The 19,605-nt window shown below is 55.6% G+C and carries 14 protein-coding genes; 6 read left to right on the top strand and 8 right to left on the bottom strand.

The window, feature by feature from the left end; translation table 11 throughout:
* Window positions 1-86: 86 nt before the first annotated feature.
* Both EJ361_RS17940 and EJ361_RS17935 read right to left on the bottom strand, forming a co-directional pair.
* Window positions 87-2,231, bottom strand: a complete 2,145-nt coding sequence (locus EJ361_RS17940) for a carboxy terminal-processing peptidase (RefSeq protein ID WP_240646665.1) — start codon at window positions 2,229-2,231, stop codon at window positions 87-89.
* Between the two features lie 206 nt (window positions 2,232-2,437).
* Window positions 2,438-3,616 (bottom strand): PQQ-dependent sugar dehydrogenase, encoded by a 1,179-nt coding sequence (locus EJ361_RS17935; RefSeq protein WP_164714310.1) that lies wholly within the window; start codon window positions 3,614-3,616, stop codon window positions 2,438-2,440.
* 126 nt (window positions 3,617-3,742) lie between these two features.
* Here EJ361_RS17935 and EJ361_RS17930 point away from each other — a divergent pair, with 126 nt between their 5' ends.
* Complete coding sequence (locus EJ361_RS17930) at window positions 3,743-4,999, top strand: MFS transporter (protein WP_240646664.1); 1,257 nt, start codon at window positions 3,743-3,745, stop codon at window positions 4,997-4,999.
* A 7-nt stretch (window positions 5,000-5,006) separates the two neighbouring features.
* Here EJ361_RS17930 and EJ361_RS17925 read toward each other — a convergent pair whose 3' ends face one another.
* Complete coding sequence (locus EJ361_RS17925) at window positions 5,007-5,498, bottom strand: YkgJ family cysteine cluster protein (protein WP_126247014.1); 492 nt, start codon at window positions 5,496-5,498, stop codon at window positions 5,007-5,009.
* A 176-nt stretch (window positions 5,499-5,674) separates the two neighbouring features.
* Here EJ361_RS17925 and gcvP point away from each other — a divergent pair, with 176 nt between their 5' ends.
* Both gcvP and EJ361_RS17915 read left to right on the top strand, forming a co-directional pair.
* Window positions 5,675-8,557, top strand: a complete 2,883-nt coding sequence (gene gcvP / locus EJ361_RS17920) for an aminomethyl-transferring glycine dehydrogenase (RefSeq protein ID WP_126247013.1) — start codon at window positions 5,675-5,677, stop codon at window positions 8,555-8,557.
* A gap of 313 nt (window positions 8,558-8,870) precedes the next feature.
* Window positions 8,871-11,648 (top strand): outer membrane beta-barrel family protein, encoded by a 2,778-nt coding sequence (locus EJ361_RS17915; RefSeq protein ID WP_164714309.1) that lies wholly within the window; start codon window positions 8,871-8,873, stop codon window positions 11,646-11,648.
* A gap of 73 nt (window positions 11,649-11,721) precedes the next feature.
* Here the strand turns inward: EJ361_RS17915 and EJ361_RS17910 are convergent, their stop codons facing one another.
* Both EJ361_RS17910 and EJ361_RS17905 read right to left on the bottom strand, forming a co-directional pair.
* On the bottom strand, window positions 11,722-13,251 hold the full coding sequence (locus EJ361_RS17910) for a DUF4955 domain-containing protein (protein ID WP_126247011.1): 1,530 nt from the start codon (window positions 13,249-13,251) through the stop codon (window positions 11,722-11,724).
* 63 nt (window positions 13,252-13,314) lie between these two features.
* Window positions 13,315-13,824: a DinB family protein gene (locus EJ361_RS17905; RefSeq protein ID WP_126247010.1), complete on the bottom strand. Its 510-nt coding sequence runs from the start codon at window positions 13,822-13,824 to the stop codon at window positions 13,315-13,317.
* 86 nt (window positions 13,825-13,910) lie between these two features.
* Between EJ361_RS17905 and EJ361_RS17900 the strand changes: the two genes are divergently transcribed.
* The 3 genes from EJ361_RS17900 to EJ361_RS17890 are packed head-to-tail and all read left to right on the top strand — an operon-like array spanning window position 13,911 to window position 17,284.
* The gene (locus EJ361_RS17900) at window positions 13,911-15,800 is read left to right on the top strand and encodes a CocE/NonD family hydrolase (RefSeq protein WP_126247009.1); all 1,890 of its coding nucleotides are present in this window, start codon (window positions 13,911-13,913) and stop codon (window positions 15,798-15,800) included.
* Window positions 15,801-15,830: 30 nt separating this feature from the next.
* The gene (locus EJ361_RS17895; RefSeq protein WP_126247008.1) at window positions 15,831-16,535 is read left to right on the top strand and encodes a membrane or secreted protein; all 705 of its coding nucleotides are present in this window, start codon (window positions 15,831-15,833) and stop codon (window positions 16,533-16,535) included.
* Window positions 16,536-16,570: 35 nt separating this feature from the next.
* The gene (locus EJ361_RS17890) at window positions 16,571-17,284 is read left to right on the top strand and encodes an FKBP-type peptidyl-prolyl cis-trans isomerase (protein WP_126247007.1); all 714 of its coding nucleotides are present in this window, start codon (window positions 16,571-16,573) and stop codon (window positions 17,282-17,284) included.
* Window positions 17,285-17,422: 138 nt separating this feature from the next.
* Here the strand turns inward: EJ361_RS17890 and EJ361_RS17885 are convergent, their stop codons facing one another.
* The 3 genes from EJ361_RS17885 to EJ361_RS17875 all read right to left on the bottom strand — a co-directional run bounded on the left by EJ361_RS17885 (window position 17,423) and on the right by EJ361_RS17875 (window position 19,605).
* Window positions 17,423-17,689, bottom strand: a complete 267-nt coding sequence (locus EJ361_RS17885) for a hypothetical protein (protein ID WP_126247006.1) — start codon at window positions 17,687-17,689, stop codon at window positions 17,423-17,425.
* A 33-nt stretch (window positions 17,690-17,722) separates the two neighbouring features.
* Window positions 17,723-18,442: a WG repeat-containing protein gene (locus EJ361_RS17880; protein ID WP_126247005.1), complete on the bottom strand. Its 720-nt coding sequence runs from the start codon at window positions 18,440-18,442 to the stop codon at window positions 17,723-17,725.
* A 164-nt stretch (window positions 18,443-18,606) separates the two neighbouring features.
* Window positions 18,607-19,605, bottom strand: coding sequence for a chorismate synthase (locus EJ361_RS17875; RefSeq protein WP_126247004.1), 999 nt, complete (start codon window positions 19,603-19,605; stop codon window positions 18,607-18,609).

Here is a 19,605-nt window from a genome sequence, read left to right as displayed (position 1 = left end):
CAACGCCGCCGAAACAGAATAACCGGGAATCCGTCATCAGCCTAAAACTAAAAAAGGGTAAAGCGCGATGCTTTACCCTTTTTCTTTTATCGTTTCGGTCCGTTGACCTTCGTTTCTGTGTAATTGTTTTTCAGCTTGGGGAACGATTGCTGCATGATGAGATCGTTCATGACATTGACCGCTTCGCTGAGGTAGGGGTCTTTGTTACGGGCCTTGAGCCAGTCTTTGTTACGGGCCAGTTTCACGGTGTCTGCACCTATTTTGTCCAGATCGGCCTTGAGGCTGGAGATGTTGAGCGGCTGTACCTTATCGTTCACGGAATCGTAGCGTTTGAGTGCCGCTGCGTTCTTTTTCTGGTCTGCGCGGTAAGACGCGATGTCCAGCGGGTAGGTTTTCTGCTCGTCCAGCTTTTTAAGGGTGGCGATATTTTCGTTGATCATGCGGAACGCTTCGTTATTGGCGACACGCGCTGCGGATTTGGCTTTCAGCGGGGCCACGTCTACCGGCTCGCTCCAGGTGGCATACTCGGCCTGGGGCACCACGTCCCACTTCAGGGCGTCTTTGTCTTTCTTTTCGCCTACTTCGTAGTAGGGAGAAGGCAGCACCACGTCGGATTCCACACCTTTCAACTGGGTGGAGCCGCCATTGGCGCGGTAGAATTTCTGCACGGTGAGCTTGATGGCGCCGAGGCTGCCGCCTACGTCCCCTTTCACGAACGCGTCGAGGTCGAGGAGGCGTTGCACGGTGCCTTTACCGAAAGTGCTGGGGCTGCCGATAACCACTGCGCGCTTGTAGTCCTGCATGGCTGCGGCCATGATTTCCGAAGCGGAGGCGCTGAATTCGTTCACCATGATGGCCAGGGGCCCGTCGTAGGCTACGCCTTTATCGCGGTCGCGCTGCTGCTGCACTTCGCCGGAACGGGAACGTACCTGCACCATGGTGCCTTCGGGTACGAAGAGGCCCGCCATCTTGATCACGTCGGGCAGCGAGCCGCCGCCGTTGAAGCGGAGATCGAGGATGATACCGTCTACTTTCTCGGCTTTCAGCTTTTCGATTTCCCGGGCCACATCGTCATACGAAAATGCGCCCTGGCGGTCGTTGAAATCTGCGTAGAATTCGGGAAGGTAGATATAACCGATTTTATGTTGATTGTTGATCACGGCAGATTTGGCGAACACGTCGTCGAGCTTGATCTCGTCGCGCACGATGGGGATCACCTTGATGGTGCCGTCTACGCTTTTCACGGTGAGTTTCACTACAGTGCCTTTGGTGCCGCGGATGTGGGTCACGGCTTCTTCCACGGGGAACCCGCTGATGTCTATGGGCTCCTTATCGCCTTCGCCTACTTTCAGGATGATATCGTCTGCCTTCAGCTGGCCCTGTTTCCAGGAGGGGCTGCCGGTAACGATGCTCACGATCTTGATGCGGCCTTCCTCTTCGCGGAGCTGTGCGCCGATACCGTAGAACTTGCCGGCCATCGACTCCTGGAAGGAGCGTTTCTCCAGCGGCGGCATGTAATCGGTATGGGGGTCCATGGTGGTGGTGATGGCATTTACGTAGAGCGAGAAACGGTCGTCGTCTTTCGTCCGGTTTTTCAGCCGGTCGAAATAACGGTCGTATACTTTCTTCACTTTTTCGCGGGCTTCGGCTTCGAGCTGCGCGTCGGTTTTGCCGTTTTTCTCTTTATCGCGGATAGTGGTGAGGTCGGCGTATTTTTCGAGGGTGCGGTACTTGAGGGCTTTCCTCCAGGCTTCCACACGCGCCGCTTCATTTGCCGGCCAGGGAATGGTATTGGGGTCGATGTCCATTTTCTCCGCCTTGCTGAAATCGAACGGTTTGGAGAGGATGTCCTGGTAAATGGTCGACACTTCCACCGTGCGCTGCTTGATCAGCTCGGTGCTTTTGTAGAAGAAATCCAGCGGGGCGCCGTTAAGCTCGTCGTCCACATGGTTTTCCAGTTTCTTCAATTCATCGATATCTCTTTGCAGGAAAAATTTCTTCTCGCCGTCGATGTTCTTGAGGTATTTCGTGAATACTTCACGGGAAAAGGCGTCGTTGATCGGTTTAGGCTGATAATGGCCTTCTTTGAGGATCTGTCCCACCAGGGTCATGATCGTCTGGTATCTTCCGGGTGGGTCGTCATTCACTCCGATCTTCGCGAATGCAAATATGCCAGCCAATAAGCAAACGATGAGCATTATTGGAACGACCGCTTTCAGTTTCATCTTCATAACCCTGTCAATTGGATTTTTTTCAAACCAGGCCGGCTGTTGCCGCCTGCGGATTCTCTATTCAAATATAAGCCTAATTCACGCAGTTCTAAAGGCCTGTATCCGATTTAACATATTCTTGCCGGCAAAAACCGTGCAATATACCATTCCGGCCTACCGCCCGCCTGCCAGCGGCGCCACTGGTAAGCCGGAATGGCAGGTTCGTCCTATTTTACGAGCTTGTAAACCCCGCCTTTGTTGTTGGCGCCGGCGATGGTCACCAGCATGTAGATTTCGCCCGCTTCGTCCTGGCCCCAGCTCAGCAACTGGAGATTTCCGCCGGGTTTGTTGGCGAAAACGAGGTCTTCCCGCGTCCATTTTCCGCCTTTTTCCGTGAGTGTCCAGGTTTTGCCGTTGTAGTCGCCGAAGATGTACTTCCCGGTCAGCGCAGGCAACGCTTTCCCGCGGTACACATATCCGCCGGTAATGCTGATTCCGTCTGCATGGTCGTATTCGTGGATGGGCGCGATATGTTTCGCTTTGCCGGCGCCTTCCGGAACATTGAATTCGTGGTACCCTTCCATGATCCGCCAGCCGAAATTGCCGCCTTTGGTCACGATGTCCACTTCTTCATACTTGTTTTGCCCGACATCGCCCGCGAACAGCCGTCCATTGGCCTTATCGAACGAAATACGCCAGGGGTTGCGGAGCCCGTACGCCCAGATTTCCCGTTTCGCGCCGGCGGTATTGAGGAAGGGATTGTCTTTCGGAATGCCGTACGGCGAACCGTTGACATCGATCCGGAGGATTTTCCCCAGCAGCGTTCCCAGATCCTGCCCGTTCCCGATGGCCCCGTGCTTGTCGCCACCACCGCCGCCGTCGCCAGACGCGATGTAGAGGTAACCGTCGCGGCCGAAGATGATATCCCCGCCGTTATGGTTGCTTTCGGGCTGGTCGAATTCCAGCAGTACGCGCTTGGTGGAAGGGTCTGCCGAATTGTCGGCCGCCTTTCCCAACCGGTATTCCGCCACCACCGATTTATGGTTGAGGCCTTTGCGCGGATTGGCGACGGGCGCGCTGAAATAGAGGTAGAATTTGCCGTTCTGTTTGAATTTGGGATGGAAGGCCATGCCGAGCAGGCCGCGCTCGTCGTACGCGGGGTTTACCTTCACCATGTCGGCACTCACGTCGATAAATGGTTTGGGCTGCAGCTTACCGTTCTGGACGATCCAGACCTGGCCTTCTTTCTGGACGATGAACTGGCGGTTGGAGCCGTCTCCCGGAACGGCCATGCAAACGGGCGACATGACTTCATCGGTCACCAGTTGAAGCCGTGCCTGTTGCGCGGAAACGAAAAGGGGGCAGGTCGAAAGCGCACCTGCGAAAATCAAAGGGACTAGTTTCATTAAATGGAATTTTAGCGACATAAAAATAATGTTTCCGGCTATACGTTGCTGAAAAAAGGGAAGGGTGGAACGGGAAAGCTTTTGACGGGAAACGCTTACCTTTGGCACGGATTAAAACAGACCCGCTTGGAAGAAGTTTCAGTACCCCGGAACGACCCGTACGCCTCGATGCGGAATGTGGAATTCAGGTATTTCCTGGTGATCCGTTTTGCGACGATTTTTGCGCTGGCGATGCAATTCGCCATTATCGAATGGAAAGTGTACATCCTCACCCGCGACCCGCTCAACCTGGGCCTCATCGGCCTGGCGGAGTTCATCCCCGCTTTCTGCCTGGCGCTTTTCGCCGGGAATATCGTTGACAAGAAGGAGAAGCGCGGCATGGTACTGAAGTGCCTGCTGGGTTATGTGTTCGTGGGAACGGGGCTGTTCCTCCTCACCTGGGACGATGTCATGCGCGGCGTTCCGCAATCCTGGGTGCTTTTCATGATCTACTTCCTGGTTTGCTGCGGCGGGATCATCCGTGCGTTCGTAAGCCCGAGCAACTTTTCGCTGCTGGGGCTGCTGGTGCCGCGCGAATTGTATGTGAACGCCACTACCTGGAGCACTTCCGCCTGGCAGATCGGCGCCATCGCCGGGCCTGCGCTGGGCGGGCTTTGCATCGCCGCGTTCGGCGTGCACTGGTCGATGCTCCTGGTGCTGGGATGCATACTGTTGGCGCTTTTCTGCATTCTGCAGATCAAGCGCAAGCCGGTACATTACAAGGAGATGGGGGAAACGGTGAAGGAACGGTTGACGAAGGGGTTGAAGTTCGTGTGGGACACGAAGGTGCTGCTGAACGCCATGACGCTCGATATGTTCGCCGTCCTGTTCGGCGGCTCCGTGGCCATGATCACCATTTATGCGAACGATATCCTGAAAGTGGGGCCCGAGGGCTTCGGTGCACTGCGCGCCGCGCCGGCGATCGGTGCTTTCCTGACCATGATGGCCCTGGCCTACCGCCCGATCGTGACCAAACCCGGCATCAAGTTGCTGGCGGCGGTGTTCGGGTTCGGGCTTTGCATTATCGTGTTCGGTATTTCGAAGAATTTCATCCTGTCGATGGCGGCGCTTTTCGGCAGCGGGATGCTCGACGGGATCAGCGTGATCATCCGGCAAACGATCCTCCAGCTCAAAACGCCCGACGACATGCGGGGGCGGGTTTCATCCGTAAGCTCCATTTTCGTGGGGTCCAGCAACGAACTGGGATCGTTCGAAAGCGGGGTGGCGGCGCGGATCATCGGGCCCGTGGGCTCGGTGGTGTTCGGCGGCTGCATGACGCTCGGCATCGTGATCACCACCTACATCATCTCCCCCGCCATGCGCAAGCTGGACCTGAAGGCGTAGTTTTTCCTTATTTAATGATGGATTTCAGGCGTTCCAGGACGTAAAACACAGCCGGGCAGATCGTGCTGTTCAGCAACGTCGTGTTCGGGCGCTTGAAGAATTCGTAGCTGTCCGTGTAGGGATAATTGTGGCAGTCGCCGGGGCGGACGTCGTAAATCCCGCAGTAGTTGTCTTCGCCGAGGAACGGGCAGGGACTGCGTTTCACGACGTAATCGCCGTCTTCGTCCAGCCGCAGGTACGTTTCGATGAACACGCTTTCGCGGAGGCCGAGGTGTTTGGAGATGCGCTTGATGTCGGGGGTTTTGAAGCGGGGGCTGATGGTTTTGCAGCAACCGGCGCACTGGAGGCAATCGATTTGGGAAAAGGCCTCCTCATGCAGGCCGGGCAGGTGTTTTTCGACGCCTTTTCCCTTTCGGTTCTGCATTTTCTGGAGGAACTGTTTGTTCGCTTTCTGCTGTTCTTTCGCTTTTTTCTCCCAATCCGTGAGACTGACTGACATGTACGCTATTTGACCGCAAAAATAGGATAATCTCCCGGTATGAAAATTCCGTGACAATCTGCGGTGCGGAATGCCGGGTAATATCAGCCCTATATCCCCTGTAGACCGGGTGTTTTGGCCATTGTGGAAAAACATCATAGCTTTGCGCATTCTTTCAATTAATACCTGCTTACATCATGAATTTATTGAATACGTTCAAGCATGCTTTCATTGGCCGCCACATCGGGCCTAATGAGGCGGAAACCCGCGCCATGCTCGAAAAGATCGGCATCGGAAGTGTAGATGAACTGACGGGCAAAACGGTACCCGCTTCTATCCGGATGCAGCACGCGTTAGACATTCCTGAGGGGATGAGTGAGTACGATTACCTGGCGATGCTGAAAGACATTTCGCTGAAAAACAAAGTATTCAAGAATTATATCGGCCAGGGATATTACGACACGATCACGCCGAGCGTGATTTTGCGGAATATTTTCGAGAACCCGGGATGGTATACCCAATATACGCCGTACCAGGCCGAGATCAGCCAGGGCCGACTCGAAAGCCTCCTGAACTTCCAGACCATGGTGAGCGACCTCACCGGCCTGCCCATCGCCAACGCCTCCCTGCTCGATGAATCCACTGCGGCGGCAGAAGCGATGACGATGTTCTTCAACGCACTGAACAAAGACCATGAGCATATTACCCGCGGCAAGTTTTTCGTGGACGAGCGCGTGATGCCGCAGACCAAAGACGTGGTGCTGACCCGCGCCATGCCTTTGCAGATCGAGGTGGTGTTCGGTAATTACGAGACCGTGGCCATCGACGGGCAGTTCTTCGGTGCGCTGGTGCAGTACCCCGGTGCCGAGGGCACCGTGGCAGACTACCGTTCCTTCATCGAAAAGGTGCATGTTGCCGGTGCTTACGTAGCCATGGCTACCGACCTGCTGGCGCTGACGCTCCTCACGCCTCCCGGCGAGCTGGGCGCAGACGCGGCGCTGGGCAGCGCACAGCGTTTCGGCGTTCCCCTGGGCTTCGGCGGCCCGCACGCGGCGTTCTTCTCCACAAAAGATGAATTCAAACGTTCCATACCCGGCCGTATCATCGGTGTGAGCATCGACGCACAAAACCAGCGCGCCCTGCGCATGGCGCTCCAGACCCGCGAGCAGCACATCAAACGCGAAAAAGCCACTTCCAATATCTGTACCGCACAGGCGCTCCTCGCCAACATGGCCGCCATGTACGCCGTGTTCCACGGGCCGGAAGGGCTTAAAAACATCGCCCTCAAAACCAGCCTGCTCACCTCCGCACTGAAAGCCAAACTGGCCACAGCCGGCGTTCAAACCGTAAATGCAGGCCATTTCGATACCATCACCCTTTCCGTAACCGACGCATCCGCCATCCACGCCAAAGCACAGGCTGCCGGCATCAACTTCCGCAAAATCTCCGCTAACCAGCTGGGTATTTCGCTGGACGAGACCACTTCCGTCGAAGATGTGAACGCCGTGCTCGCCGTTTTCGGCGCCGGCCATGTAACCGAAGCCGATGTGGAAAGCGCAGCCAGCGGCATCCCGGCCAACCTGCAGCGTACCAGCCCCTACCTGCTGCACCCGGTGTTCAACACCCACCACAGCGAAACGGAAATGATGCGCTACATCAAATGGCTGGAAAATAAAGACCTTTCGCTCAATACTTCCATGATCTCCCTCGGTTCCTGCACCATGAAACTGAACGCAGCCACCGAAATGATCCCCCTCAGCTGGAGCCACTGGAGCAAAATGCACCCCTTCGCCCCGGCAGACCAGGCAGGCGGCTATCTCCAGATCATCCGGGAACTGAGCGATTACCTTTGCAAGATCACCGCGTTCGACGCCTGCTCCCTGCAGCCCAACTCCGGCGCACAGGGCGAATACGCCGGCCTCCTCGCCATCCGCAACTACCACGAAAGCCGTGGCGAAGCGCACCGCAACGTGATCCTCATCCCCATCTCCGCCCACGGCACCAACCCCGCCTCCGCCGTTATGGCCGGATATAAAGTTGTGATCGTGAAAGCGCTTGAAAATGGTTATATCGATATCACCGACCTGAAAGCGAAAGCGGAACAACATAAAGACAACCTCGCCGGTGTCATGATCACTTACCCCTCCACCTACGGCGTATACGAAGAAGGTGTGAAAGAGGCTTGCCAGATCATCCACGACAACGGCGGACAGGTATATATGGACGGCGCCAACATGAACGCCCAGGTTGGCCTTACGGCCCCCGGCCTCATCGGTGCCGACGTTTGCCACCTGAACCTGCACAAGACCTTCGCCATTCCCCACGGCGGTGGCGGCCCCGGCATGGGCCCCATCTGCGTGGCGAAGCACCTCGCACCGTTCCTGCCCGGTCACGTAGACCTCCAGGCTGCAGGTAACGGCAGCAAACAGGCGCACGCGGTATCCGCAGCTCCCTTCGGCAGCGCTTCCATCCTGCTGATCTCGTACGCCTACATCCGCCTCCTCGGCCGTACGGGCGTGAAGCAATCCACCGAATACGCGATCCTCAACGCCAATTATATGAAAGCAAGGCTCGAAAATGCCTTCGACATCCTGTACACCGGCGTAAGCGGCACCTGCGCCCACGAATTCATCGTGGACCTGCGCCCCTTCAAAGCCACCGCGGGCATCGAAGCGGAAGACGTGGCCAAGCGACTGATGGACTACGGTTTCCACGCGCCTACCATGAGTTTCCCGGTCCCGGGCACGATCATGATCGAGCCCACGGAAAGCGAGGATAAAGCAGAATTGGACCGCTTCTGCGACGCGCTCCTTTCCATCCGGGAAGAAATCCGCGCGGTGGAAGAAGGCAAGGCCGACAAGGCGAACAACGTGCTGAAAAATGCGCCCCACACCCAGGCGGTGATCACTGCCGACGAGTGGACGCGCCCCTACGGCCGCCAGCAAGCCGCATTCCCGCTCGATTACGTGAAAACCAGCAAATTCTGGCCTTCCGTTTCCCGCGTGAACAACACCTTCGGCGACCGTAACCTCATCTGCACCTGCGAGCCTACCAGCGCTTACGCTGAAGCCGAAGCATAACATCGAATTGATCGGACATCACCATAGCGAACAGCGGCCCCCGGGCCGCTGTTTCCTTTTTATACCATTCCACGGAGTATTTTAAACAAGATAAACTTTCCGCATTAACCACTGACTATCATATATTTAACTTCAAATTACCTTTTCCCGCACAGAAGAATTTCAGCCGCTGGCGTGTGGATTTTTTCCGCTCATGCATCTTTTAACTACTAAATTCGTTTATCTACGAAAATTTCGTAATTTGCTATCTAGAAACCAATACCCTCCGATGTACCGTAGTAATGCATTCCTCATTATCCTCTTAATGTTTTGTTTGGCTGCAACCGCGCAGCAGCGGACTGAAGTCAAGGGCGCCGTAGCGGATTCCGCCAGCAACGAGTTCCTCGAAATGGCCACCGTTACCGCCCAGGACGCGAAAGACAGCAGCCTCATCACGTACACCCTTACCGACAGGAAGGGCGCTTTCCGGTTGACAGGCCTCCCCGCCGGCAAGCCTGTCCGCATCCTCGTCTCCTACACCGGTTACCGCACCTGGATACAGACAGTGGGAACAGACCGCGCGCCAGACCTAGGCCGCATCTCCCTCGCCCCTGCGCCACGCGAACTGGGTGTAGTAGAAGTAGCGGGGAACCGGCCGCCCATCAGTATCCGTAAAGACACCATCGAGTTCAATGCCGATGCGTTCAAGACCCGGCCCAACGCCGTGGTGGAAGAACTGCTCAAGAAATTGCCCGGCGTAGACATCGACCCCGACGGTAAGATCACCGTGAACGGCAAACCCGTGTCGCGCATCATGGTAGACGGGAAAGACTTTTTCGGCGGCGATTCCAAAATCGCGCTGAAGAACCTCCCCACACACATCATCGACAAAGTGCAGGTGTCTGACACCAAAACGAAAATCGAATCAAAAATAGGCGTCGAAAAGGACGGGGAAGACAAGACCATCAACCTCACCCTCAAGCCCGGTAAAAAGAAGGGCCTCTACGGGCGTGTGACCGGCGGATACGGAACGGACGAGCGATACGACGCCAGCGGCATGATCAACTTCTTCAACGGATCCCGGCAGATCAGCCTCCTCGGTTCTTCCAACAACCTGAACAAATCCGGTTTCAGCGTCAATGAAATGATGTCGGCCGCACCCATGCGCGGCGGCGGTATGACCGTTGCTTTCGGCGACGGCGGCATGAACGTAAACGGCATGAGCTTCAGCGGCGGCGGCGAAGGCATCCGCACCGGCTCCATGCTGGGCGTGAATTATAACGACGAATGGTCCAAAGACCTCAAATCCAATACCAGCTATAACTTCAACAATACCAATTCGAAGTTCTCCACCCTTTCGGAGAACCGGTATAACGATGGCCGCAGTGTTTTCGGCAATCGTGAAGGATACGGCCGTAACCAGGCGCACAACGTCAACCTGAACTTGGAATACCAGCTGGATTCCATGACCATCCTCAGCATCGTTCCCCGGTTCTCGAACACCCGCCAGTCTTCCAAAACCACCAGCGAAGAAACGACCTTCCGCGACCTAGACGATAAAGCCAACGAGCGCAACGGCCGGAACACTTCGCGGAGCGATCAGAACAATTTTTCGCTGGATTTCAATGCCATGCGCACACTGAACAAAAAAGGCCGGAGCATCAGTTTCCGGTTCAAAGGGAACTACGGGGAAACCACCGGCAACGCGTTCAATTATTCCGATCAGAAATTCTATGTCGGCAACGTGCTCGATTCCACTAACATCCTCGACCAGCAAAGCATCACTTCCGGAAAAAGGGAAAGCTACGATGCTGCCATCACCTATGTGGAGCCCTTGTCTGACCGCTGGCGCATGAACGCTTCGTACAGCTACCGCTACAACGTCAATAACTCGCGCCGGGAAACGTATAATTTCAACGAAAACGAGAAAGGGTATTCGGAATTCGACAGCCTGTATTCCAACCGTTTCAACAACAAGCAGATGACCCATTCGCCCACCGTCAATTTCCAGTTCAGCAACAAGAAAAAGAATATCAACGCCACTATCGGCGGCGGTGTCCTGTTCAACACGCTGGAAAACTATTCGTTTTACGACAAACAGGCGTTCCGGCAAGACCAGGTCAACTTCAACCCGAATTCCCGCATTACCTACACCTTTGCCGACAAGGGCCAACTGACGTTCTCCTACAACGGATACAGCCAGCAACCCAGCATCGAGCAGTTGCAACCCGTGCCGGACAACAGCAACCCGCTGAACATCCGCCTCGGCAATCCCGACCTGAAAACCGTCTTCTCCCAATCATTCAACCTCAACTATAACAAGTTCAAACCAAACGGTTTCGGTATATTCAGCTATGCCAGCTTCCGCCCGGTCAATAACCAGTTTTCGACCATGACCCGCGTGAACAGCGATGGTAGCCAGGTGACCCAAACCATCAATGTGAACGGCGTGTACAACGCGAACGGTAGCATCAACCTCAGCTACAACAAAGTGAAAAAGGATTTCCAGTTCCGTACGAACGGCGGCGTTTTCGTCAACTATTCCAACAACGTCAACTACTCCAATATCAACAACAAGCGGGGCGATACCGCGGTGCATAAAAACGTCAGCAAAAACTTCTCCATCGGCCCGAACGTGAACGCATCGTTCTCCTGGAAAGAGCTGCTGGACCTGACCATGAATTACCGCCCCAACTACAACCAGGTGACCAACGACCGTACCAACGTCAAAACGAGCAATTTCACACAGCGTTTTACGATGGGCGGCACGCTCTACTGGCCGAAGCATTTCTTCATCGACAACGATCTGCAATACACCTACAACTCCAACATCGCACCGGGCTTCAAAAAAGGCGTGCCGGTATACAGCGCCGCGATCGGGTATGAATTCATGAAAAGGTCTGCCAACATCAAGTTGTACGGCTACGATCTTTTCCGTCAAAACACCAACATCCGCCGCATGGTATCCGAACTCGGCACCTTCGACACGCGGACGGCCATGGTAGACCAGTATTTCATGCTGTCGTTCACCTACAATTTCGCGAAGTTCGGTTCCAAGATCGGCAGCAACCGCCGCCGCGACGGGGCCCGTTCGATCGATTTGATGTTCTAGCACTTCCGCCATTTCGAAATATAAAAAGGCCGCCTGTTACGGGCGGCCTTTGCTATTTGATCGACGATCCATTTTACTTTTTCACGGCGATGCCGGATTCTTTCAAACGCAGTGCCAGCTGGGCATCGAAAAGGCTTTCCGGCGCCACGCGCTTGCCGGGCGAATCGTTCCGGCCTTCGTTTTTGAACTGGATCTTCCTGTCGGCCGTGAACCCGACGAAAACCGGTTGCGCAAAGGTGTGGTTCTTCCGCTTCTGCAAATCCCAGAAATCATATGTAAAATCCCAGGTGGAGCGATGCTCGAAATTCCAGAAAACGAGGTCTCGGCCATGATGCGGGAACCCTGGCTGCGGCCCGCCGATATTGCGGAACACACCTCCACGCACGTTATCGAACAAAGTGGCGTAGGGTTGGCCGGAGTGGCTGTCGATGTTCTGGTCTACCGCCATGCGGCACCCCGTCACCACCGTGTTCACACCGGTATAACCCGTTCCGGGGCCGTGATGGCCGGACAGGAAATCGCAGTTACGGACGAGCACACCATATCCGGAGCGCGCGTGGATGGTACTGTGGCCGCCTTTTCCGCCGAAACGGTTGTTTTCCAGCGTAACGCGGTAGCCCGCGCGGATGAAGATGCCTTCGTTCCAATGCTCGAACGTGCAGGACCGGACCCAGGCGTCTTTCACATATTCCATCGCAATGGCGCACCAGCCGCCGTCGTGGATACTGTCTTTGTGATGGACGAATTCCTCCGGATAGCTGTTCCAGTTACCGGTGAACCGGATGTTTTCGATGCCGCATTCTTCCAGGGCTTCGTACCGTTCGAGGATGAAATCGTGGCCTTCCACGGGCTCGATGGCGATGTGGAGCGGGTTTTCGAAACGCACACGGTTACCTTTCACTTCGGCGATGGTGTGGATTTCCTGGATGACCATACCGCCATTGCCGCCGAAGAGGCGCGACCAGTCCTGCTTCAACTCCTGTGGAGCAAAGTAGCGGCGGGTGAAAGTTTCACTTTTGTGGCGGAGGGTAACATCTTGCCCTGCTTTGAGGGCGGAAGCGTCAATTACGTTCACCCAAAATCCACCGCGTTCCGCTTTGCCGGTGATCACGGCGAGTTTGCGGGTGTCGCGGGAAGGGGGTTCGAAACGGAATTGCCGGCTGTTGATGCGCATGTTACTGGCGAAGATTTCCGTGCCGCCGGGGCCGCTTCCGGCTCCCCGCAGTACGATCCCCGATTTGTGGATGGTGATCTTTTTGGATTTGTCGTCGTCTGGCGCGATGAGGAATTTCCCTGCAGGGAAGAATACGATCCCTCCGCCCGGGTTGGCCGCTGCCGCGCGAACGGTTGCCTGGATGGCGTCATCGTCGTACCGGTCATCGTCCGGCTGCGCGCCGTAATCGGTGACGTTGAAGATTTTTTTGAAATCGCCGGACGGCGGCTGTTTCTCCGAAAAGTGGTACCCTGCGTAGGAAAAATCCGGCAGGGTGGCCGTTTTGCCCGATTTCCGGGCGGCGAGGAACTCCTTCCAAAGTGGAGATTCCTGCGCACAGGTGGTTGCGGCCGCGCACAAACATGCGGCAAGGGCATAGCTAATTTTCATCGTGGACATAAAATTTGCGTAATGCTACCGATTTTTACCGGCCCGAACTGATAGAAATTTGCTTTACAGGTATCTTTCTTTCACCACTTCCATATGGTGAATGGCATGGCCGAGGATAATGAACCCCAGGGCCCTGACGCTGACAGGGTTCCCGCTGGCAACGCCCGTACGGGAAAGCTCCTCTTCGTTCAGCGCGCGGAAAAAGTGGTCGGACGCGTTGCGGACGAACTGGAATTCTTCCACCATATCGTTCCACTCGCGATGTTCCGTGCGCGCCACTGCTGCGAACGCGTTCTCGTCGAATCCGGGCAGGGGGTTTGCGTCTTTCCGGGCGAAATTAAGGGCGCGGTAGGCGAAAACCCGCTCGGCGTCTATGATGTGCTGCAATACTTCCTTGACGGTCCATTTGCCGGGGGCATAGGCGTATTCCCTTTTGGCGGCGGGGATTTTGTTGAGGAACACCAATAAGGATGCGGTGTGCTTGCGGAATGCGGCGGTCAGATCGTCTTCGGGCACCCTGCTTACGTAGGTCTCGTAAAACACGGCGTACTCCGGCTTCATGGGTCTGGGCATAGATGCTAAGTTTGTGGCGGGAAGTTAGGTAAAATCCGGTCATGTAAAGCAGACACCGTATATTTAAACCCGATCAATTATAAGACATGCTTAAACAAACCCTGGCCCTTTTTGTGGCCATGCTGGCATTTTCCGCCAGTCGCGCGCAGCAGGAACCGGAACCCGCCTGGCTGCAGGAAAATTACACCAAAACGGAAGTGCAGATCCCCATGCGCGACGGCACCCGGCTTTTCACCGTGGTGTACGCGCCCAAAAACGCGCCGGGCCAACATCCCATCCTTATTGAACGTACGCCCTACAGCTGCGCGCCCTACGGCGAAGGCCAATTCCCGAAAATGCGCGCCAGTTTCGCGCATTACCTCCGCAAAGGGTACATCATCGTAAAGCAGGACGTGCGCGGCCGCTGGATGAGCCAGGGCCAATTCATGGACGTTCGCCCCTACAATCCCGCACCTAAAAGGCATGAAACCGACGAATCCACCGATACCTACGACACGATCGACTGGCTGGTAAAAAATGTAAAAAACAACAACCGGAACGTGGGCGTTTCCGGGATCAGCTATCCGGGGTTTTACTCCACCATGGCCGCTTTGAGCCATCACCCCGCGCTAAAGGCCGTAAGCCCCCAGGCGCCGGTGACCGACTGGTTCCTGGGCGACGATTTCCACCATAACGGCGCCTTTATGCTCAACGACGCCTTCGCATTCTACAGCGGCTTCGGCAAACCGCGGCCTTATCCCACAACGGTCGGGCCGACCGGCTACCCCTATCCCACCAAAGACAACTATAAATTCTTCCTCGAAGCCGGCACCCTGCCGCAGATCGCGCAACTGATGGGTGATAGCATCGCTTTCTGGAAAGATCTTTACAGCCATCCCGACCTCGATGCCTGGTGGAAAGCCCGCAACGTGCGCCCGCATCTTCAAAAGCTACGCCCCGCCATACTGGTAGTGGGCGGCACTTTCGACGCGGAAGACTGCTTCGGCGCATGGGCCACTTACAAAGCCATCGAAAAACAGAATCCCGGTATCAGCAACCGCATCGTGATGGGCCCCTGGTATCATGGGCAATGGTCTACCAACGACGGCACCTTCCTCGGCCATGTGAAATTTGGCGCAAATACCGCCGAATGGTACCAGGAAAATATCGAGCATCCGTTCTTCGACCATTACCTGCTCGGCTCGCCCGAAAAAGCGATCCCGGAAGCCACCGTGTTCTTTACCGGCGAAAACCAGTGGCGCCATTTCGATCAGTGGCCTGCCGCCGGCATCACCGAAAAAGCGATGTACCTGCAGCCCGGCGGCGGGTTGTCGTTCAGCAAACCCTCGTCCGGCAAGGAATCCAGCCGATATACGAGCGATCCTTCCAAACCGGTGCCCTACGTGCCGGAAATCCATCATACCCGTACCATCAGCTATATGACCGACGATCAGCGATTTGCGGCCCGCCGGCCCGATGTGCTGGTGTTCCAGACCGGTGTGCTGACCGAAGACATGACCCTTGCCGGCCCGGTGATCGCGGAGCTGCTGGCCAGCATCAGCACTACCGATGCCGATTTCATCGTAAAAGTGATCGATGTGTTCCCCGATGATTTCAGTTATGGGGAGCCTGATGCCCCAACTGCTCACGGTCGTTATCTTTCGGCAACTTACCCCATGGGCGGGTACCAGATGCTGGTGCGTGGCGAAGTGATGCGCGGCAAATTCCGGGAGCGCTTCGAAAAACCCGTGCCCTTCGTGCCCGGGAAAGTGACGCCGGTGAAATTTACGCTCCCGGATGTGGCGCATACGTTCCGGAAAGGACACCGGCTCATGATCCAGGTACAAAGCAGCTGGTTCCCGCTGGTAGACCGGAATCCGCAGACTTTTACGGATATTTACAAAGCCGGGCCGGAAGCGTTCGTGCCGTCGGACATCGACATCTGGCACAGCGCCGCGCACGCATCGCGGATTTTGCTGCCCGTTCTTTCGAATTGATTCATCCACCACGTTAAAAAATACGCAACCATGAAAACACTCTTCACCGCATTTCTTTCTTTCCTGCTCACGGCGGGCTACGCGCAATCGGGCGCCAACGGCGCCTGGATCTATCAGCCGGACGCTCCGAGCGATACCTCGGTGGTATTGCTGATCGAAGACGGCTATTTTTCCGTAACGCATTTCACCGCCCATTCGTTTGTTACCACATTCGGCGGGGCCACCAGGGCTGACAACGGTAAATTGATCAGTACGTTCGAATTTTCGAGTGGCGACAAAGGGATGGTCGGGCAACCGCATGAAGTGGCTTTCCGGCAGGCTGGCGACGAACTCACGGTTACCCTGCCTGAAGGCAAGGTCCTGCGTTGGAAAAGGGCGCCCAATGCTGTGCCGAACAGCCTCACAGGCACCTGGCGCATAACCGGAAGGATGAACGAAGGGAAGATGTCGGAAATGAAGCCCGGCCCGCGGAAAACCTTCAAAATGCTTACCGGCGGAAGATTTCAGTGGATCGCGATGAATACCGAGACCGGGGAATTCTTTGGCACCGGCGGCGGCACGTATTCGTTCGAGAACGGCCAATACACCGAAAACATCGAATTCTTCTCCCGCGACAATAACCGGGTGGGCAAACAGGTACGGTTCGACGCCAAAGTGGAAGACGGAAAGTGGCACCACAGCGGTAAAAGCACTGCCGGCGACCCGATGTACGAAATCTGGAGCCGGATCAAATAATTGGTTATATTGCGCTACAAATTTTATGTATCTGTATGATTTCCAGAAAAAGCCTGTTTATCTGTCTGCTGGGCGTCTTGAGCGTCCAGGCCGCCTATAGCCAGAGAAAAAAGAAGAAAGGCCCCGAAGTGCCGCCCCCTCCTGCCCTCGTCACCACCCTCGATTCCGTGTCGTACACCATCGGGAACGATATGGGCGAAATGCTGAAAAAGCAGGGACTGGATACGCTGAACCTCCGGCTTTTCTTCAAAGCCATCGAAGACATCTATAAGGGCGATTCTGCCATGATCACGACCGAAAAAGGGATGAGCGTTGTCAAGAATTATCTCCAGCAGATCAAGTTGGAAAAAGCCACCAGGAATAAAGCCGCCGGCGAACAATTCCTGGCTGCCAACAAAACGAAGGAAGGCGTGAACACGACTCCCAGCGGCCTGCAATACCAGGTGCTGGTGAACGGGACGGGCCCCAAACCTTCGCTGCAGGATAAAGTGAAAGTGCATTATACCGGCAAACTGATAGACGGTACCATTTTCGATAGTTCCGAACAGCGCGGCGAGCCCATCGTACTGCCGATTACGGGCGTGATCAAAGGTTGGACGGAAGCCCTCCAGCTGATGCCCGTAGGTTCCAAATGGAAGCTCTTCATCCCGGCAGACCTGGCCTACGGCGAACGCCAGGCCGGCGCCAAGATCCAGCCCAACAGCACGCTCGTGTTCGACGTGCAGCTCCTGGAGATCGTGAAAGAATAACACATCCGCATAAACGCATAAAACTGGCCGGTACATCGTTCCCGCCAGTTTTTTTTATTCCGGTATTCGCAGCTACTCCACACCGCCAGTACCAGTATCACATTGCATCCCGGTAAAAAAATCACCGTGTCGCGGCCCCTACCACATCTTCAATAACATCATCACGGAAAACCCAAATAAAAATCCGCCCGCGAGCAGGTACCATACCTGCCCGGGGGCTTTCTTCGCAAGCATAACGATCACGTAAACGGCCGACCAGATCCCTACTCCGACGGTGGTGTATAAATTGGTCAGATCATAACTTCCGCCGCCGCCGGAAACACCTTTCCGGACGTACGTCACATACCCCATAACGATGGCGGGAATGAGCAGGAGAACAATTTTCAGGATTGCACTGTTTTTCATAAATCTTGCATGTAGCAGGTTGATTTTTACGGTTTATTTCTTTTTGATCTCCCCGTTCGTATATACCAGGTAATCTTCACCGTCTGCCTTCTGCAATGTCACCACGCCATTTACGAAACGGTCTGTAAAAGTGAACACTGCAGGGTGTACCCATTCGCGTTTCCAGTTCATGATCCCCCAGCGCTGCGGTTCCTTCATCACCGCTACCATCCCTTCACCGACCGATCTCACATCGCCATATTCCAGCGGTATTACCACCTTACCCTGCAGGTCGATCATCCCGAATTTCTCCCCGTCCAGCGAAACACGCAACAAACTGTCTTCCACCAGCGTTCCGATATGCCGGTAGATGACAGGCACCACTTCCACCCCGTCTTCATTCACCAATCCATATTTATCGCCCTTTACCACATTGTTCACCCCGTTTGAGAATCCCAGGTCTATGCCATCGTACCGGATGGGCACCACGATCTCCCCTTCCCGGTTGATAAGCCCGATCACGGAGGCGCCGCTGGCGCTGTCGGTCCGGCTGACGGATGCATACTTCCCTTCGAATCCGGACGGCTCATATCGCTTGTCGTCGGCGATCCAGATGTTATTGACGGAATCCAGCCGGCCGGCGAGCTTTTCCCGTTTTGGATTCGCCGGCCCGGTTGATGAAGATTGTTGCTGTTGTTGTGCAGGCTGCTGTTTCGATTGACATCCGATCAGGAAAAACGCCATGAGCGTGCATATGTAAATGATGATTTGCATTGTTGAATTTTGGGGTAAACTTAGGATTTATCTTCCCATTACCACACATCGTTTTATATCCGTTACCGTTTTCCGGAAATCGGGCTGCTGCGGACTTACATCCGTGCGGGCAAAAAAAGCCCGGCTGAGGGGCCGGGCTTCAATGAGGTGAGATGCCAGTTGAATTATTCGCCGAACACCTTGGGCCTGCGTTGCTCCAGCAGCATGAAATCCGCCAGCACCATGGCTGTTACGGCTTCCAGCACCACCGGCACGCGCAGCGCGATGCAGAGATCGTGCCGACCCTTCACCGAGAATGTTTCTACTTCTCCCGTCGTGATGTTGAGCGTTTGCTGCTCTTTCGGGGTGGAAGACGTAGGTTTCACCGCGATGCGGAACACCAGCTGGTTACCGTTGGTGATCCCGCCCACTACGCCGCCGGCGTGGTTTGTAGCTGTTTTGCCTTCCATATCGATGATGGGATCGTTATGTTCGAGGCCTTTCATCTTCGCCGCGGCGAATCCTGCGCCGAATTCGATGCCCTTCACCGCCGGGATGGCGAACACGGCATGCGCCAGGCTGGATTCGATGGAATCGAAAAACGGTTCCCCCAGCCCGATCGGCAACCCGTCTACCCTGCACTCCACGATACCGCCCACCGAATCTTTGGCTTTGATGGCTTCCTCCAAACCCTGTTCAGGATCGGCGATGCCGCCTACTTCGGTGATCTCGGCTTTCACGGAGATGCTGTCTCCCAATATCTTCTTCGCGATCACGCCCGCCGCCACGAGGTTGAGCGTGAGCCGGCCGCTGAAGTGCCCGCCGCCACGGTAATCCTCGAATCCGCCGAATTTCTTCGCCGCTACGAAATCTGCGTGGCCGGGCCGCGGAAACTCGCGCAGCTTGGCGTAGTCCGCGCTCCGGGTATTATTGTTTTCGAAAAGGATCGTGATGGGCGCACCGGTAGTACGGTCGTTGAACACGCCCGATTTCAGGAACGGCAAATCGTCTTCCTTCCGGGGCGTGGTGCCGCGCGCACCGCCTTTGCGGCGCTCCAGGTCGGCCAGAAAATCGTCCTGGCGCAGGGAGATGCCCGCAGGAACGCCGTCGATGTTAACGCCAACGCTTTCCCCGTGCGATTCTCCGAATACATTCACCCTGAATAATCTGCCGAAGCTGTTCAT

This window comes from Chitinophaga rhizosphaerae (genome assembly GCF_003958645.1).
GTDB lineage: Bacteria > Bacteroidota > Bacteroidia > Chitinophagales > Chitinophagaceae > Chitinophaga > Chitinophaga rhizosphaerae.
This window is presented reverse-complemented; position numbering and strand designations above follow the sequence as displayed.